General features: G+C 35.1%; 15 protein-coding genes. 14 read left to right on the top strand and 1 reads right to left on the bottom strand.

What is annotated here, in order from left to right; genetic code table 11:
* Window positions 1–11: 11 nt before the first annotated feature.
* The gene (gene prxU / locus QE109_RS08015) at window positions 12–725 is read right to left on the bottom strand and encodes a thioredoxin-dependent peroxiredoxin (protein ID WP_281093920.1); all 714 of its coding nucleotides are present in this window, start codon (window positions 723–725) and stop codon (window positions 12–14) included.
* A gap of 247 nt (window positions 726–972) precedes the next feature.
* Between prxU and QE109_RS08010 the strand changes: the two genes are divergently transcribed.
* The 14 genes from QE109_RS08010 to QE109_RS07945 all read left to right on the top strand — a co-directional run bounded on the left by QE109_RS08010 (window position 973) and on the right by QE109_RS07945 (window position 15,576).
* A complete protein-coding gene (locus QE109_RS08010) occupies window positions 973–2,403 on the top strand; it encodes an extracellular solute-binding protein (RefSeq protein WP_281093919.1) in 1,431 nt (476 codons plus the stop codon).
* Between the two features lie 107 nt (window positions 2,404–2,510).
* Window positions 2,511–4,637, top strand: coding sequence for a sensor domain-containing diguanylate cyclase (locus QE109_RS08005; protein WP_281093918.1), 2,127 nt, complete (start codon window positions 2,511–2,513; stop codon window positions 4,635–4,637).
* A 73-nt stretch (window positions 4,638–4,710) separates the two neighbouring features.
* On the top strand, window positions 4,711–5,070 hold the full coding sequence (gene lpdD, locus QE109_RS08000; RefSeq protein ID WP_281093917.1) for a prenylated flavin chaperone LpdD: 360 nt from the start codon (window positions 4,711–4,713) through the stop codon (window positions 5,068–5,070).
* A 4-nt stretch (window positions 5,071–5,074) separates the two neighbouring features.
* A complete protein-coding gene (idi, locus tag QE109_RS07995; protein WP_281093916.1) occupies window positions 5,075–5,653 on the top strand; it encodes an isopentenyl-diphosphate Delta-isomerase in 579 nt (192 codons plus the stop codon).
* A gap of 75 nt (window positions 5,654–5,728) precedes the next feature.
* Window positions 5,729–6,703, top strand: coding sequence for an AEC family transporter (locus QE109_RS07990; protein ID WP_281093915.1), 975 nt, complete (start codon window positions 5,729–5,731; stop codon window positions 6,701–6,703).
* 253 nt (window positions 6,704–6,956) lie between these two features.
* Window positions 6,957–7,781, top strand: coding sequence for a transketolase (locus QE109_RS07985; RefSeq protein ID WP_281093914.1), 825 nt, complete (start codon window positions 6,957–6,959; stop codon window positions 7,779–7,781).
* Window position 7,782: 1 nt separating this feature from the next.
* Window positions 7,783–8,709, top strand: a complete 927-nt coding sequence (locus QE109_RS07980; RefSeq protein ID WP_281093913.1) for a transketolase family protein — start codon at window positions 7,783–7,785, stop codon at window positions 8,707–8,709.
* A gap of 15 nt (window positions 8,710–8,724) precedes the next feature.
* Window positions 8,725–9,387: an aspartate/glutamate racemase family protein gene (locus QE109_RS07975; RefSeq protein WP_281093912.1), complete on the top strand. Its 663-nt coding sequence runs from the start codon at window positions 8,725–8,727 to the stop codon at window positions 9,385–9,387.
* 73 nt (window positions 9,388–9,460) lie between these two features.
* The gene (locus tag QE109_RS07970; protein ID WP_281093911.1) at window positions 9,461–10,552 is read left to right on the top strand and encodes a tripartite tricarboxylate transporter substrate binding protein; all 1,092 of its coding nucleotides are present in this window, start codon (window positions 9,461–9,463) and stop codon (window positions 10,550–10,552) included.
* Between the two features lie 92 nt (window positions 10,553–10,644).
* Window positions 10,645–11,148 carry a hypothetical protein gene (locus QE109_RS07965; protein WP_281093910.1) on the top strand — a complete coding sequence of 168 codons (504 nt, stop codon included), beginning with the start codon at window positions 10,645–10,647 and terminating at the stop codon, window positions 11,146–11,148.
* 14 nt (window positions 11,149–11,162) lie between these two features.
* Entirely contained in the window at window positions 11,163–12,662 is a 1,500-nt protein-coding gene (locus QE109_RS07960) for a tripartite tricarboxylate transporter permease (RefSeq protein ID WP_281093908.1), read from the top strand.
* Window positions 12,663–12,702: 40 nt separating this feature from the next.
* A complete protein-coding gene (locus QE109_RS07955) occupies window positions 12,703–13,413 on the top strand; it encodes a FadR/GntR family transcriptional regulator (RefSeq protein WP_281093907.1) in 711 nt (236 codons plus the stop codon).
* A 26-nt stretch (window positions 13,414–13,439) separates the two neighbouring features.
* Window positions 13,440–14,579 carry a glycerate kinase family protein gene (locus QE109_RS07950; protein ID WP_281093906.1) on the top strand — a complete coding sequence of 380 codons (1,140 nt, stop codon included), beginning with the start codon at window positions 13,440–13,442 and terminating at the stop codon, window positions 14,577–14,579.
* Window positions 14,580–14,616: 37 nt separating this feature from the next.
* Window positions 14,617–15,576, top strand: coding sequence for a D-2-hydroxyacid dehydrogenase (locus QE109_RS07945; protein ID WP_281093905.1), 960 nt, complete (start codon window positions 14,617–14,619; stop codon window positions 15,574–15,576).
* The last annotated feature ends 137 nt before the right edge of the window (window positions 15,577–15,713 follow it).

Here is a 15,713-nt window from a genome sequence, read left to right as displayed (position 1 = left end):
GTTTTTAGAAATTAATCATCGTCTTTCACAGACCATTCTCGCCAAACATTTCCTACCAATTCAGGATTTGGTTTTAAAGTTTTCTTACCCGTTCTCCAACCTGATGGTGCTGCTTCCGTGCCACCAGAATTTCTAACCAATTGAAAAGCCTGAATTTGTCTAATTGTTTCAGATACGTTTCTACCGACAGGAGGCGTTAAAACTTCATACCCTTGAATATTACCATCAGGATCAATGATAAAACGTCCACGCATTTCGACGCCGGAATCTGGATCGTATACGCCATATAAAGAACCTACACCGCCACCGGAATCGGAAAGCATTGGAAACTGTACACCACCTTCTACCATTTTAGAGAGTTCATAATCGTTCCACATCTTGTGTACATAGATACTATCGACACTTACGGACAATACTTCTACACCTAAAGCTTTAAAATCATTGAGTTTATCTGCAACTGCAGATACTTCAGTCGCTCAGACAAATGTAAAATCGCCTGGATAAAAACACAATACGACCCATTTCCCCTTAAACTCTGATAATTTGAAATTTTTAAAAACACCTTGAAAATACCCAGCGAGTTCAAAATCCGGTGCTGGACCGCCTACTTTGATCATAGATTTTTCCTCCTTTTTCAGACTCACTTGATCAAACACGTCTTCAACATTTGTTTTTAGTAAACTAGATTTTGGACGCGCACAACCGGGTTTAAAATCAGTTGGCAATAGTACCACCTCCTATTGTTTGATGAGATAACATTTGACATTTTGTAATTACCCTAAGAGAGTTAAATCAAACAAAATTTATGACATATGTCGCAAATAGAATGTTTTTAGATTGTTTGATTGTAAGGTTAATAAATTTTGATATAATTAAAGAAATAAAATGGAAAGAATATATTCAAATGACATAGAAACATTAACTTATTGCTAAATCAGAGTAATGAAAAATAGTGATTTACAGGGGGGATTTATGAAAATAGGAAAATACGTGCTAGTACTTGTCGTTTTGTTGAGTGGTCTTGCACTTACAAGTTGTAGCAAGAGTGTGGATGATAGCCCACTTAATCCTGATAAACCTATAACAGTGACAGTTTGGCACTATTATAATGGCAACACGAAAGAGATCTTCGATGCACTTGTCTCAGAGTTTAATGAAACGATTGGTGTAGACGAAGGCGTGGTGATTGATTCTCAAAGCCAGGGCGATGTTAACCAACTTGCAACAGCAGTCTTTGATGCAGCGAACCAATCAATTGGGGCAGCACCAATGCCCGATATCTTTGCATCCTATCCAGACAATGCCTATAGAGTCAATAAAATAGTAGATTTAGTGAGTTTAGATACTTATTTTTCGGAGGAAGAGCTTAGCAGTTACCGTTCAGAGTTTTTAGAAGAAGGCAGATTTCAGTCCAATAGCGATTTGTTTATCGTTCCAATAGCCAAATCAAGTGAAAACTTATTTGTGAACAAGAATCTATGGGAAACATTTGCAAAGGAGTTTGCACTAACAACTGAAGATTTACAAACATGGGAAGGGCTTTATAAAGTTTCAAAATTATATTATGAGAAAACGGGTAAAGCATTCTATAGCATAGATGCAAGTGCCAACTTCATGTTAGAAGCATCAATGCAACTTGGAAGTGAGATGTTTATCTATAATAATGATGGTACAGTCGCATTTAATCTAACACCTGAGGTAGCTCAAAAGATTTGGTCTTATTATTATATACCTTATATAAGCGGTTACTATGTGAAGACGGGTAGATTTAGCTCAGACGACGCGAAGACAGGAACTGTACTTGCTTACACTGGCTCAACCGCAGGCGCAGCTTACTTTCCAACAGAAGTAACGATTGATCAGCAAGAAGTATATGAAATCGAGCCATTGGCACTACCATATCCTTATTTTGAGGGTGGTAAGCCATATGCTATGCAGCAAGGTGCAGGCATGTGTATCACCCAAAGTGATAAAGAACATGAGTATGCTGCTGCGATGTTTTTGAAGTGGTTCACCGATAATGAGCAAAATATTGAGTTTGCAATTTCAACAGGTTATTTTCCAGTAAAGAAAGAAGCCTTAAAGGAAGAGACATTACTTGGTGCATTAGCAAAAACTTCATTTACCAATCCAGCGATCAAAGCATCCATTATTACTACAAATCAAATGTTTCAAGACTATACACTTTATAATAGTAAACCCTTTACAGGAAGCTATGAGATGAGGGTTCTACTTGAAACCAATTTATATGATAAAATATTAAGAGATTTGGAAACAGTTGCAAGACGTGAATCAGATGGAGAAAATAGAGACGTCATCATTGATGAGATGGTTTCAAATTCGGAATTTGAAAAATGGTACCAAGAGATGTTGGATGAAGCCTCATTAATTATGAATAACTAATAGTCAAAATAGAAATTTAAATTGAAATTATAATTAAAATTAAAGCAGATATATTACAGCTAAAACATTTAAAGAATAACTAATTCTAATTCAAGAAGGACTGAAAAATGGCTAAGGTGAAATGGCGTCGAAAATCTATAGTTTCAAGACTGACTTTTTTGGTTTTGATTATAATAGTACTGCAAACTGTTCTGTTAGCAGGAACTTTAATCATTGGAGGAGTCTTTGATCAAGCTGAAAAGAATGCTTATCAGTCTTTCTATGATAAGGTAAATAATAGAAAAGAGTATGTACAGCGTGAGATGAAAAACAGGTGGACGAATCTAGATCCATATGTTTCTACCATTGAAAAGAGCATAGCTAGTGATAATTTTGATAGTGATCAAATCTTTAAAGATATGATGGATCAATTAATTGCTATGCTTAGAACCACTCAAGTAACAGGTGTATATATAATTTTGGATCATAAAGGCATAAATGACAATCGCTACCCTGCGCTTTATATTAGAGATTATGACCCCTTGTCAAATATATATAGTGATGATGATATCTATATGATCTCAGGTCCGTCGGAACTTGCAAAAGATTATCAAATCCCCTTGGATCAGACATGGCAATATCACTTGAAATTAACAGATGCAAATAAGTCTTTTTATACAAGTCCATATACTTATGCTTCCTTGACCAGTAAAGCAAGTTTGCTTGGGTATTGGAGCAAGCCTTTTAAGCTAACAGAAAGTGATGTTCCTATTATTACTTATTCTATGCCTTTGTTTGATGCTTCTGGTACATTAAGAGGGATTGTTGGAATCGAAGTTACACTTAACTATTTAACTGATTTTTTCCCGGCAACAGATTTGCAACCGAGAGATTCTCTAGGGTATCTAATTGCTTATAGAAAAGATGGCAATGAAGAGATGATGCCTGTTGTGATGGAAGGTGCACTTCAAAAGAGGATGATTATTGAAGATGAGCCCTTGAACCTAAAACTTCTAGATAGCAATCGTAACATCTACGAACTGTTAAACCATGAAGGTAAAGAAGTCATTTACGCAAGTGTTGAAAAGATTGGACTTTACCAATATAATACACCATTTGAAGATGAAGAGTGGTATATCGTGGGTTTTATGCGTGAGGACTATCTACTAAGTTATGTCAAACGAATTCAGCAGATACTGATGATTTCATTATTTTTATCTATCATGTTAGGCGCATTAGGTGGTAGTGGTATAAGCTATCAATTGGCTAAACCAATTATTAATTTGGCAAAAGAAGTTAGAGAAAGTGATAAAAGTAAGATATTGCACTTAAATTCAACAGGCTTGTCGGAACTGGACGAATTATCACATGCTATTGAAGTTGCAAATAAGTTGATATTAGATTCTGCATCGAGACTATCTAAGATTATTGAGATGGTAGCACTTCCTATAGGTGCTTTTGAGATGAATAAAAACAATGATAATGTGTTTGTGACAGAACAATTTTTTGATGTTTTAGGGTATGAGAATAAAGATGACGATTCATATAGAGATAAAGAAACCTTTAAGGCGATGTTAGATCAGGTCTTTTCAAATCCAGAACCGGATGAAGATAATGTTTATTGTTTGAATCTAGAACCCAAAAGATGGGTCAGAGTAAATGTGACAATCTCGGACGAGCTTATCATAGGTGTCGCAATGGATGTTACAGATGAAATATTAGAAAAAAATGAGATTAAACGCGATAGAGATTTGGATTCGCTGACTAAACTACTGAACCGCAAAGGCTTTCAGTGGCAATTTGAAGCTTGGGAAAAGCAATACAAAGAAAATAAATCAACAGAGGTTGCTGCACTGCTCATGTTTGATCTGGATAATCTCAAGATTATCAATGATACTTATGGCCATAAGTGGGGTGATCAATATATCATTAAAGCAGTTGAAAGGTTAGTGCATATTAGTGATGACTCACATCGAATTCTGGGCAGAAGATCTGGCGATGAATTTGTGATGCTACTGCATCATTTTGACAGCAAAGAAGCTTTGCGTGAGAAAGTCTCCTTATTTTTTGAGGGACTTAAAGATCATTTAATAGAGTTTCCAGATGGTTCACAAAGACCTGTTATGATTTCAGCTGGTTTGATGTGGTATGAATATCCGGAACTTAATTACGATGAATTGTTACATTATGCTGATGAAGCGCTCTACGAGTCAAAGCGTCATAAAAAAGGAAACTTTACTGAGAGTTTGTATTAAAAGAAAGTATGAAGATAAAAGCGTAACGATAAAAGTAAGAGCAATAGAGGTGTCAAATGCTTAGGAGGGTAATATGACCGTCGATAAAAATAAATACGAGATTACATTAAATAAAATCCTATGTGGTAAAGACCTCTCAGTAAGCATATATGGTGGAGACAAACCTCATATTGGGGCAGTTGCAGTGGCAGTGCCCAGAGAGAGTTTAAGTGGTGATGGTAGCATATCTTCAAGTGCAAGTGTGATTTGTATCACTGGACATAAAGAAGATGACCTCGCAAGAAAAGTGGCTCTAAAAATCAGTGCTGCTTGGAACTGCGTTGTTTCAGTTACAGTGGGCATCCATATTGAGGATGCAACAGTTTCTGATTTTATGGAAATAGAACGTGGTGTACACGAATTAGTAGATGAATTACTCGCAGAAAGAGGCTGATTTTATGCAGAAAAATATAGAATACCCCCCTGTACATGAAAAAAAAGAAGAACAAACAGAAGAGCAAATCATCATCGTAGATGAGTTTGATAATTCACTGGGCTCAATTGGAAAGATGGAAGCACATTATAGCGGTACGTTGCACCGTGCTTTTTCAATCCTTGTTTTTAATGATCAAAACCAGTTGCTCCTGCAAAGGAGAAGTCTTAGCAAGTATCATACACCAGGATTATGGACAAATACTTGTTGTAGTCATCCAAGATATGGTGAGCAGCTATCTGATGCTGTCAACCGAAGATTAGTCGAGGAGATGGGCTTTATATGTGAACTTGATGAAATTTTTCACTTTATCTATCAGGTAGAATTTGAAAAAGGGCTTTTCGAACATGAACTAGATCATGTATTTGTTGGTAGATATAATGGAGATGTTAGCCCCAATCCAGATGAAGTTCATGAAGTTAGATGGATTGATCTTAAAGCGCTGCATTATGAGATCGAGAAAACTCCTAATGAATTTACGTATTGGTTTAAGTATTTGTTAGCAAAGCACTCAGATAAAATAGAAATTTATTTAAAGGATTAATCAAAAAGTAAAAAATTTAAACCTCTTATATACATAGGACGTCCTACGTGGTATTCTGAATTTGGAGGACATCTTATGTATAAATTATTGTATTCATTTTTAATTATCCTTTTGGGATTAGTAACGGGCTACATATTACAGTATGTATTAATACATCAAAAAAAAACAGGGAATCTCAATAATACATTTAGCAAAGAAAACATTATAAGAGTTATTCAGAAGATTGCTTTATTGTTCTTAAATCCCATAGCATTGATCAGCGCACTTTGGCAAGTAAAATTAGATAATTTTGGATTAATTTTGTTGCCTTTGCTTGGTATAATCGCGATATTTACTGGTGGAAGTCTTTCATGGCTATACGCAAGTAAAATGAAATATTCAAATGCTCAAATAGGTACACTCATTATATCTGGAGGATTTACCAATATAGGAAACATTGGCGGTGTAATAACCTTTATATTTTTAGGGGAAACTGGATATGCCTTAGTACCTCTTTACAAATTATTTGAAGAATTAATTTATTATGGTATTGGTTTTCCAATTGCAAGAGCGCATAGTGATGAAGTGTATCAGAAAGGATCTTTATTAAGAAAGCTCTTTAGTGATATATTTATTGTTGTTGCAGTATCAAGTGTTATTGTTGGGCTTATATTAAACTATAGTCATTTGCCTAGACCATCTTATTTCAAAACATTAAACCAAGTCATTATTCCAATTTCAACTTATTTATTACTCATTACCATTGGATTAAATATTAAGCTGACTAAAATAAGTAAATACTTGAAGCCCGCACTGATGCTTATGTTTATAAAAAGCATATGTACGCCAATTATTGTTACTACAATTTGTTATTTCCTTGGTTTAGGAAGTTATAGTGATGGGTTAGTTCTCAAAGTCGTTTTGATACTATCAAGTATGCCTTCTGGCTTTTTATCACTTGTACCTCCAACTTTATATCGATTAGATGTAGATTTAGCAAATGCAGTATGGATGACTACAACTCTCAGTTTGCTTTGGATCATTCCCTTGTTAAGTTATTTGATGTATTAAAAGCTGATAAAGTTTAGAAAAATGAAACAAAAATAGTGATCAACACAACTAGTATGTCGTGTTGAACACTATTTTTTTTGTTCAAAAAGAGGGATAACAGTTTGAAAGGTTGTGAATAATCGAAATAATCAAAAAGTATACAGTATACTTTTATGACAACACCTTGACAAATTTTAAGGTGAAGTTCATAATTCTAAACATAGGACATCCTACGTATGACGTTGTATGTCTTAAAATTCAAAAGGAGATTTTTATGGAAAACAGAGTGAAAAACTTGGAAGAAAAAGCAATTGATCTTCGAAAAACAATTCTTACGATGATTCATGAAGCTGGCTCTGGTCATCCTGGCGGATCGCTTTCTGCTGCGGATTATGTGACAGCACTTTATTATGATGAGATGAATATAGACCCAAGTAATCCAAAATTAAGAGAGAGAGACAGATTTATACTTTCTAAAGGACATGCATGTCCAGTATTATATTCTGTTTTGGCACTTAAAGGTTATTTTGATTACGATAAAATTTATACTTTAAGAAAATTAGGTTCTATACTTCAAGGTCACCCAGATATGAACAAAGTACCAGGGGTTGATATGACTTCAGGATCTTTGGGTCAAGGATTATCATGCGGTGTTGGAATGGCAATTGGCCTTAAATATGATAATAATGCTGCCAGAGTATTTGTTGCATTAGGCGATGGTGAAATTCAAGAAGGACAAATTTGGGAAGCAGCTGAAACGGCTGCAAAATACAAATTAAATAATTTAATAGCAATAGTGGATAATAATGGAATTCAAAATGATGGATTTACCAAGGATATTATGCCACTTGGCAATATAGCAGGAAAATGGCAAGCATTTGGATGGTTCGTGATTGAATGTGATGGCCATGATATGAAGGATATATTAAGAGCGTTTAATGAAATGAAGTCCGTAAAAGAACAACCTGTTTGTATCCTAGCAAACACAGTAAAAGGAAAAGGTGTCTCTTTTATGGCAAATGTACCATCATGGCATGGTGTCGCACCTAATAAAGAAGAATTTGCTAAAGCAATTGAAGAATTGAAAGGTGGAATTTAAAATGAGTGGTGAATCAACAAGACAAGCTTTTGGAGATGTAATCATTGATATAGCTGCTGAAAATGAAAAGATATTTGTAATTGACTGTGATATAGGTAAATCAATGAAAACGGTAGGATTTTCTCAAAAATACCCAGAAAGACATATAAATGTTGGTATTGCTGAGCAAAATGCTGCAGGAGTTGCAGCTGGTTTGGCAACATTAGGAAAAATACCAATTGTTAGTACTTATGCAGTATTTGGTAGCATGAGAATGTTAGAACAAATAAGAACTTCAGCATGTTATGCAGAGTTAAATGTAAAAGTGTTTTGTAGTCATGGCGGTTTAACCCCAGCAAATGATGGTCCAACTCATCAAGCGATTGAGGATTTTGGAATATATAGAACAATCCCTAATATGACGGTTATAATGCCTGCAGATTATGAGTCGTGTAAAGCCTTAATCAAAGAAGCGATTAATATGGATGGACCGGTATATATGAGATTTACGCGTGATGCAATGCCTTTTTACTATTCAAACGGTGAACCTTTCGAGATCGGTAAAGGAAAAGTGTTAAAAGAAGGAACTGATTTAACGATTATTGCAAATGGAGATATGGTGCATGAAGCACTAAAAGCAGTTGCAATTTTAGAAGCTGAAAATATTTCTGTTGAGTTAATTGATATGCATACGATTAAACCAATTGACGAAGCGTTGATATTGAAAACACTAAGTAAAACAAAAAAAATCATTACGGTAGAAGACCATAATGTGATCAATGGATTAGGCAGCGCAGTAGCTGATATCGTAGCTCAAAGTCCTATTGGAATCATGAGAAAAATTGGACTAAACGATCGATTTGGTGAAAGTGGTCCATATCATGACCTATTGAAAAAATTTAAAATGGACTTTTCAGAAATCGTTAGCGTCGCAAAAGAGTTAATTTAATTGGAGGATATTAAAATGAAGAAAGTTTATTTAATCAATACCATCAATCAATTTATGGATATGATCTATACACCGTTTGCAGTTCCTTTTTTATCAGAAAACCCAGATGTTGAAATTTTCAATATCGCTGATGATAGTTTGTTACCGGACACACTAAAAGAAGGCAAGTTGAATGAAAAAGTTGCTAGAAGAATATTAAGTTATGCACAAGCAGCTGAATCAAATGGTGCAGATTGTGTTATGGTTACTTGTACTTCAGTCAATGAAGCAGCAAAATATGCGAGAAAATTTGTTAATATTCCGATTTTTAACATTGATGAACCCGTCGCTAAAATTGCAGTTACTACTGGGACGAAAATCGGAATTTTAGCAACGTTGCCAACAAGTCCAATTGCGACACTTCGTTTACTAGAAGAAGAAGCATTGGCTCAAGGAAAAAAAATTGATGCGACAATTAAAGTTGTTGATGGCGCTTTTGATATCTTATGTAATGGGGAAAGAGAATTGCATGATCAAATGGTAAGTGATGCTTTAAAAGAACTTGCTAAAGAAGTTGATGTTGTTGTTTTTGCACAAATATCTATGAGTAGAGTTGTGCATGACGATCCAGGAGTTCCAGTACTGAAAATTGGAAAATCTGGGTTTGAAGAAGTTAAACGTGTGTTACAATTAGGATAATAATTATCTAATTGAACATGAGTTTATAGAAGGGATTTTGTGATAAGGGAGAAAAATTAGGAGGAGTTAAAAGATGAAAAGAGTTATTTCTATGGTACTTGTGTTTGCAATGGTTATGATGATGTCTTTAACTGTTGTGGGATGTGCGAAGGAAGAAACAAATGAAACGACTAACTCAGAAGTAGCTGTTGGTGAAACTTCGGCAACTGCAGTAACAACAGAATCAAAAACAAATTTTCCAGAAAGACCGATTAATAATATTGTTCCTTTTGGTGCTGGTGGCGGTACAGATTCATGGAATCGTGCGCTTTCTGCAGCGATGGAAGCACCTCTTGGTGTAAAAATATTGGTAAACAACATGACTGGTGGGGGACCAGGTGGTACAGGTCAAGCTTATGTTTGGGAAGCTAAACATGATGGCTATACGATGTTGGGTACTTCTGAAACGCCATTGCTAGTACCTGTTATGACAGGAATGAAACAAACGACTGATGATTTTGTTTATTATATCGCTGGTGGTTCCCCTGGATTATTGCTTGCTAATAAAAACGCAGGAATAACTTCAATGGCTGACTTAATGGACATGGCAAAAACAAAACCAAATGAGATTAAGGTTGCATCAACTGCTGGTGGCTTATGGTTTATCCTAGCAAATTTATTTAATTCATATGGAGATGTTCCGCTAGGTAATGTAACTTATGATGGCTCAAGACCAGCAATCACAGCTTGTGTTTCAGGTGAAACTGCACTTGTAGTTGCTTCAGCAGGCGAAGTGGCTGATTTCATTAAATCTGGAGATTTAATTCCACTCACAACTATTCAAACAACAGATTATGATATGACAGGTCATGGTATTATTCCAAGTGTAATTACTTCAATTCCATCTTTAGAAAAGTATTTACCATTAAATCAATGGATTGGTTTTATGCTACCTGCGGATACTGATGCAGCAATTATTGCAAAATTTGAAGAAGCATTTAAAGTAGCAATGGCAAGTCAAGAAATTCAAGATTTTGCAACTTCACAGTATGCTGTTATTTATAATTTAACAGGCGAAGAGGCAAGTGCAGTTGCTGCCAAAGCACAAAGTACTATGAGTTGGATATTAAATGATATGGGCCTAACTGAATATAGTCCTGAAGAATTTAACATTCCTAGACCTTAGTATAAATCCTAAAGAACCGAGAGAAGAATCGTGCTTCTTCTCTCGGTTCTCCTCACTACAACTTAGTTTTGAAAATTACAGGGGGATTAATTATGGAAAAGAAGGCAATGAGACGTGCTGATCTAATCACAAGTGTTGTGCTACTGATTTACTCAATCGGAATGTTTGTTATGTCAGTTAACCTGGTGTTGAAGACACTTTCAAAAGGGAGAATGTGGTATCAATCAGCGGGGTTGTTTCCCACAATAGTCGCCACATTTACCTTTTTATGCGCCATTTCTTTGATGAGAACAGCTTTTAAAGATGGTGCTGATTTTAGCTTTTTGACTATGGATAATGCAAAGAAACTAATCAAAAGTAAAGAATTTAAGGTATCATTTATAATAATTGGATTATTAGCCATGTATATTTTTATTTTACTACCAATAACATGGTTAAGATATGAGTTTTCAACTTTTATTTTTTTGTTCACGTTTATGATTATTTTTAACAAGAAAGATATAAAAAGCATCATAAAAACAATCGTTATTTGTATTATCGCCACAGGAATGTTGACATATGGCTTTGGTCAATTGGCAATGATACCATTACCTTAAGAAAGGAGCAAATCATGGAAAACTTGGCTTCATTTATCAGCGCATTTATTGATTTGTTGAGCATAAATGTCATATTGCTTATGTTAGGATCTACAGCTCTTGGCGTAATTATAGGTGCACTGCCTGGTTTAACAGCTACAATGGGGATTGCATTGCTTACAGGATTAACCTATAATGTGCCATTAGAATATACTTTCACCATATTGATGGGTGTATATGTAGGAGGAATTTATGGCGGAAGTATATCAGCAATTCTACTCAATATTCCAGGAACTGCATCTGCAGCTGCAACTGCATTAGATGGTCATCAATTGGCTTTGCAAGGTAAAGCGGAAACAGCAATCAAAGTAACGCGTTTAGCATCGATTATTGGTACGCTTATAGGTGTATTAGCACTCGCTTTGTTGGCACCACCATTGACAAAAATTGCATTACAGTTTCAATCTACTGAGTTTTTTGTACTTGCATTATTTGGTGTTTTAATATGTGGTTCTATTGCTGCAGAAGATTTAAGCATAAAAGGATGGATTGGCGGATTAATTGGACTATCTATCGCATTTGTAAAGATTGATAATATAGAAGGCGTTGCAAGATTTACATTTGGAAATCCAAATCTCTTATCCGGTATTTCAGTTATTCCAGCAATGATTGGATTTTACGCAATACCAGAAGTCATAAAAGCTTTTTCTAACGATGATCCATTAGAAGTAACAGAGGCAAAAGATATTTCAACTGAGAAAGTCAACGTCTTAATGACTGTCATTAAGAAATTTAGAGTTATTGTGCAATCTGCTTTAATTGGTTTAGGCCTTGGTGCCCTACCTGGCGTTGGTGAAGATGTGGCTGCTTGGGTATCATATGATACTGCCAAAAAAACCAGCAAAGAAAAAGAAAAATATGGTAAAGGGTCATATGAAGGCGCAATTGCACCAGAAGTAGGAAATAATGCAGCAATTGGAGGCGCTACGATCCCACTCTTAACACTAGGTGTACCAGGAAGTCCTCCAGCAGCAGTTTTATTAGGCGCACTCACGCTTCATGGTATTCGACCAGGTCCAATGATCAATATTGAATCACCTGGCTTTATTAGTCAAATTGCAGCTCTGATTTTATTAGCAGTAGTGGCATTATGGGTCGTAGGAGTGATTTTAGCAAAGCCAATGACTAAAATTCTGAAAGTTCCCAAAGTATATTTAATGCCTATTGTTGCTGCATTATCTGTTATTGGTTCATTTGCCATTGGTCTTTCAATGTTCGATTTGACAATGGTATTTATATTTGGCGTGTTAGGATTCTTTTTGTCTAAAATGGCTTATTCGCCAGCACCTATAGTCTTAGGACTTATACTAGGCGGAATGATAGATGAAACTTTTAGAAGGTCATTAATAGCACACAATGGTAGCTTCTCATCATTTTTCACTAGACCTATCGCACTCATATTTTTAATTTTAATAGTCTTGACAATAGCAAAACAAATTTTTGATAATAGAAAACAAGTGAAAAGTAAAGTATAATAAAGGGTGAATTAAAAATTAATATAGAGAGGCGAAAATAATGAACCCATTACAATTTGATAAGATTGATTCTCAGTCGGTAGTAGGAAATGTTGTCAACCAAATATCCTCATTAATTATAAACAAAGAGTATACTGCAGGAGATAAAATTCCTACAGAAACTGAACTAGCAGAAAAATTGGGTGTAAGTCGCAATTCTATTAGAGAAGCAATTAAAATTTTAAGTGCGATTGGCATCTTAGAAATCCAACGGGGTAGAGGCACTTTTGTAGCATCAAAAGTAAGCCCTAGTTTTTTTGACCCCTTGATATTTTCTCTTATCATTGAGCCGAAATCAGCGAGCGATATATATGAGTTTAGAGTCATGTTTGAAAGTATGATTATCTTTTCTGCAATGGATAAGATTACAAGTAATCAATTAATTGAACTTAAAGCACTAGTAGACTTAACAAGAGAAAGATGGGAGAAAGACCATATTGAATCCGTAGATTTTTATGTTAAGCAAGACTTACTTTTCCATCAGACTTTACTCGAAATGACTGCCAATCCGCTTATTCAAAGAGTTGGCTTAACAATTATGCAATTTATTCCAGAGTATATTGGGAAGTCGATTAGTCAAAAAAACGGAATTGAACGAAGCATCATAAATCATGAACGGATTATCAGTGCTTTGGAGAGAAAGGATAAAGATTGTATCATAAATATCATTGAAGATACACTTAGTGAATGGAAAGATAATTGGTCAGAGTAGATAATATTGATAAATAGGAGAACGGCATGCACATCATATTAATTCCAGATTCTTTTAAAGGGACATTTTCATCAGAGCAAGTGATTCATTATATTCGAGAAGGATTTGAACATCATTTTGATGATGTGACTTTTGATGAAGTGCCAATAGCTGATGGTGGAGAGGGAACTGTAGATTCTATTGTGAGCGCGTTAAGGGGAGAAAAACACTTGGCTCTTGTCCGTGATTCTCTAGGTCGATTGATTGAAGCTTCATTTGGCATGTGTGGCCGAACTGCAATTATAGAGATGGCTGAGTCTTCTGGTATTACCAAGATAAGTTCAAAAGAAAGAATGCCATTATTAACCTCGACTTATGGTGTCGGTGAGATGATTTTGGAAGTATTAAAACATGATACAGATGAAATCATCATAGGAATCGGTGGTAGTGCAACCAATGATGGTGGTACTGGTATGCTTCAAGCTTTGGGGGTAAGATTTTTTGATGAAAGTGGTGAAATCTTAGAGCAGGGTGGTCAAATTCTCAAAAGGATTCGTAGAATTGATGCCTCAGGTATTCCTGAAGAATTAAAAAAAATACCAATTACGGTAATGTGTGATGTGAGTAATCCTTTGACTGGTCCAAAAGGTGCAACGATGATTTATGGTCCTCAAAAGGGTGCAAATGATAAAACTTTATTGGAACTTGAAGCGGGAATGGTTAACTATAAAAAAATCTTACTAGAAACAGTAGGCATAGATGTTGACTTGATTGACGGTGCAGGAGCAGCCGGTGGATTAGGTGCTGCACTTGTAAGTTTTTTAGGTGCAAAGCTTAAACCAGGTATTGAAGTAATCTTAGATTTGGTTTCCTTTGACTCTATGGTCTCAAATGCGGATTTGGTGATTACAGGTGAAGGAAAGATCGATGCTCAATCTATATATGGTAAAGTCCCTGTAGGTGTAGCTGGTAGATGTCTCGACTTTAACGTTGAGGTTATTGCACTTGTTGGTACTGAAGGAGATCAATCAAAAGTAGTTTATGATCACGGAATTAATGCTATCGTCTCGACCATCGCGGGTGTGATTTCAGAAGAAGATTTAACATTAAATGCAGAAAAGCGTATTAAAGAATCCATTGAAAATTTATGTAGATTGCTTAAAATCGGAATGAAACTAAATAAATAAGTTTTTTTAGGCGATTGAATAGTGAAAGGAATATACGATGAAGATAGTAGTACTTGATGGTTACACATTAAATCCAGGCGATATTTCTTGGGATGGTTTGTCAAAACTTGGAGATTTAACTGTATATGAGCGAACTAAAGAAAATGAAATAATCGAACGTATAGGTAAAGCTGAAATTGTTTATACGAATAAAACGCCCATCACAAAAGAAGTTCTAGTTGCCTGTCCACAAATTAAGTTTATTGGTGTATTGGCAACAGGATATAATGTAGTAGATACAGAAGCCGCAAAAGCATTTGGAATACCGGTTTGTAATGTTCCAACTTATGGAACGGATGCAGTTTCTCAATATGTATTTGCATTATTATTGAATATTTGTCATCGGGTTGAATTGCATTCAGAATCTGTGTTTAAAGGTGATTGGGCAAGATGTGAAGATTTTTGTTACTGGAAGTCGCCTTTAATTGAATTAGCTGGAAAATCTTTAGGTGTTGTTGGACTTGGAAGAATAGGTAAGAGAACAGCAGAAATTGCTGAAGCTTTTGGAATGAAAGTTTTGGCATATGATCCACACCCAATCCCTGATTTTGAATCAACTAATTTTAAATATGTCTCGCTAGAAGATCTCTATAAAAATTCAGATGTGATATCACTACATGTTCCCTTGTTTGAAAGTACTCGCGGAATGATAAATAAAGATACAATATCTCAAATGAAAAAAGGCGTAATTATCATAAACACTTCTAGAGGACCTTTGATTAATGAATTTGATTTAGTTGAAGCTTTAAACTCAGGAAAAATAGGTGCAGCAGCTTTAGATGTAGTTGAGACAGAACCAATACATGATAATAGCGTATTGTTGAATGCAAAAAATTTATTTATTACACCTCATATTGCATGGGCACCAACTGAATCAAGAGCAAGACTGTTGGATATTGCAATAAACAATTTAGATGAATTTTTAAAAGGAAATATAGTTAACAGAGTTAATAATTAATGTTTATTAACATAAAAAAAGGGTGCGATGATTTTTGAACTGCCCTTTGTCAAGTAGACAAGCAATTAATTAAAGACTGCACAAAATTAGTGCTTGGTTTCGATATTTCATCGGAGCTAAGCACTTTAGTTTTTAAC

The sequence above is a fragment of the Fusibacter bizertensis genome (assembly GCF_029914245.1).
Lineage (GTDB): Bacteria > Bacillota > Clostridia > Peptostreptococcales > Acidaminobacteraceae > Fusibacter_C > Fusibacter_C bizertensis.
Note: the sequence above shows the minus strand (reverse complement) of the source record. Positions and strands in the feature narration are given on the sequence as shown.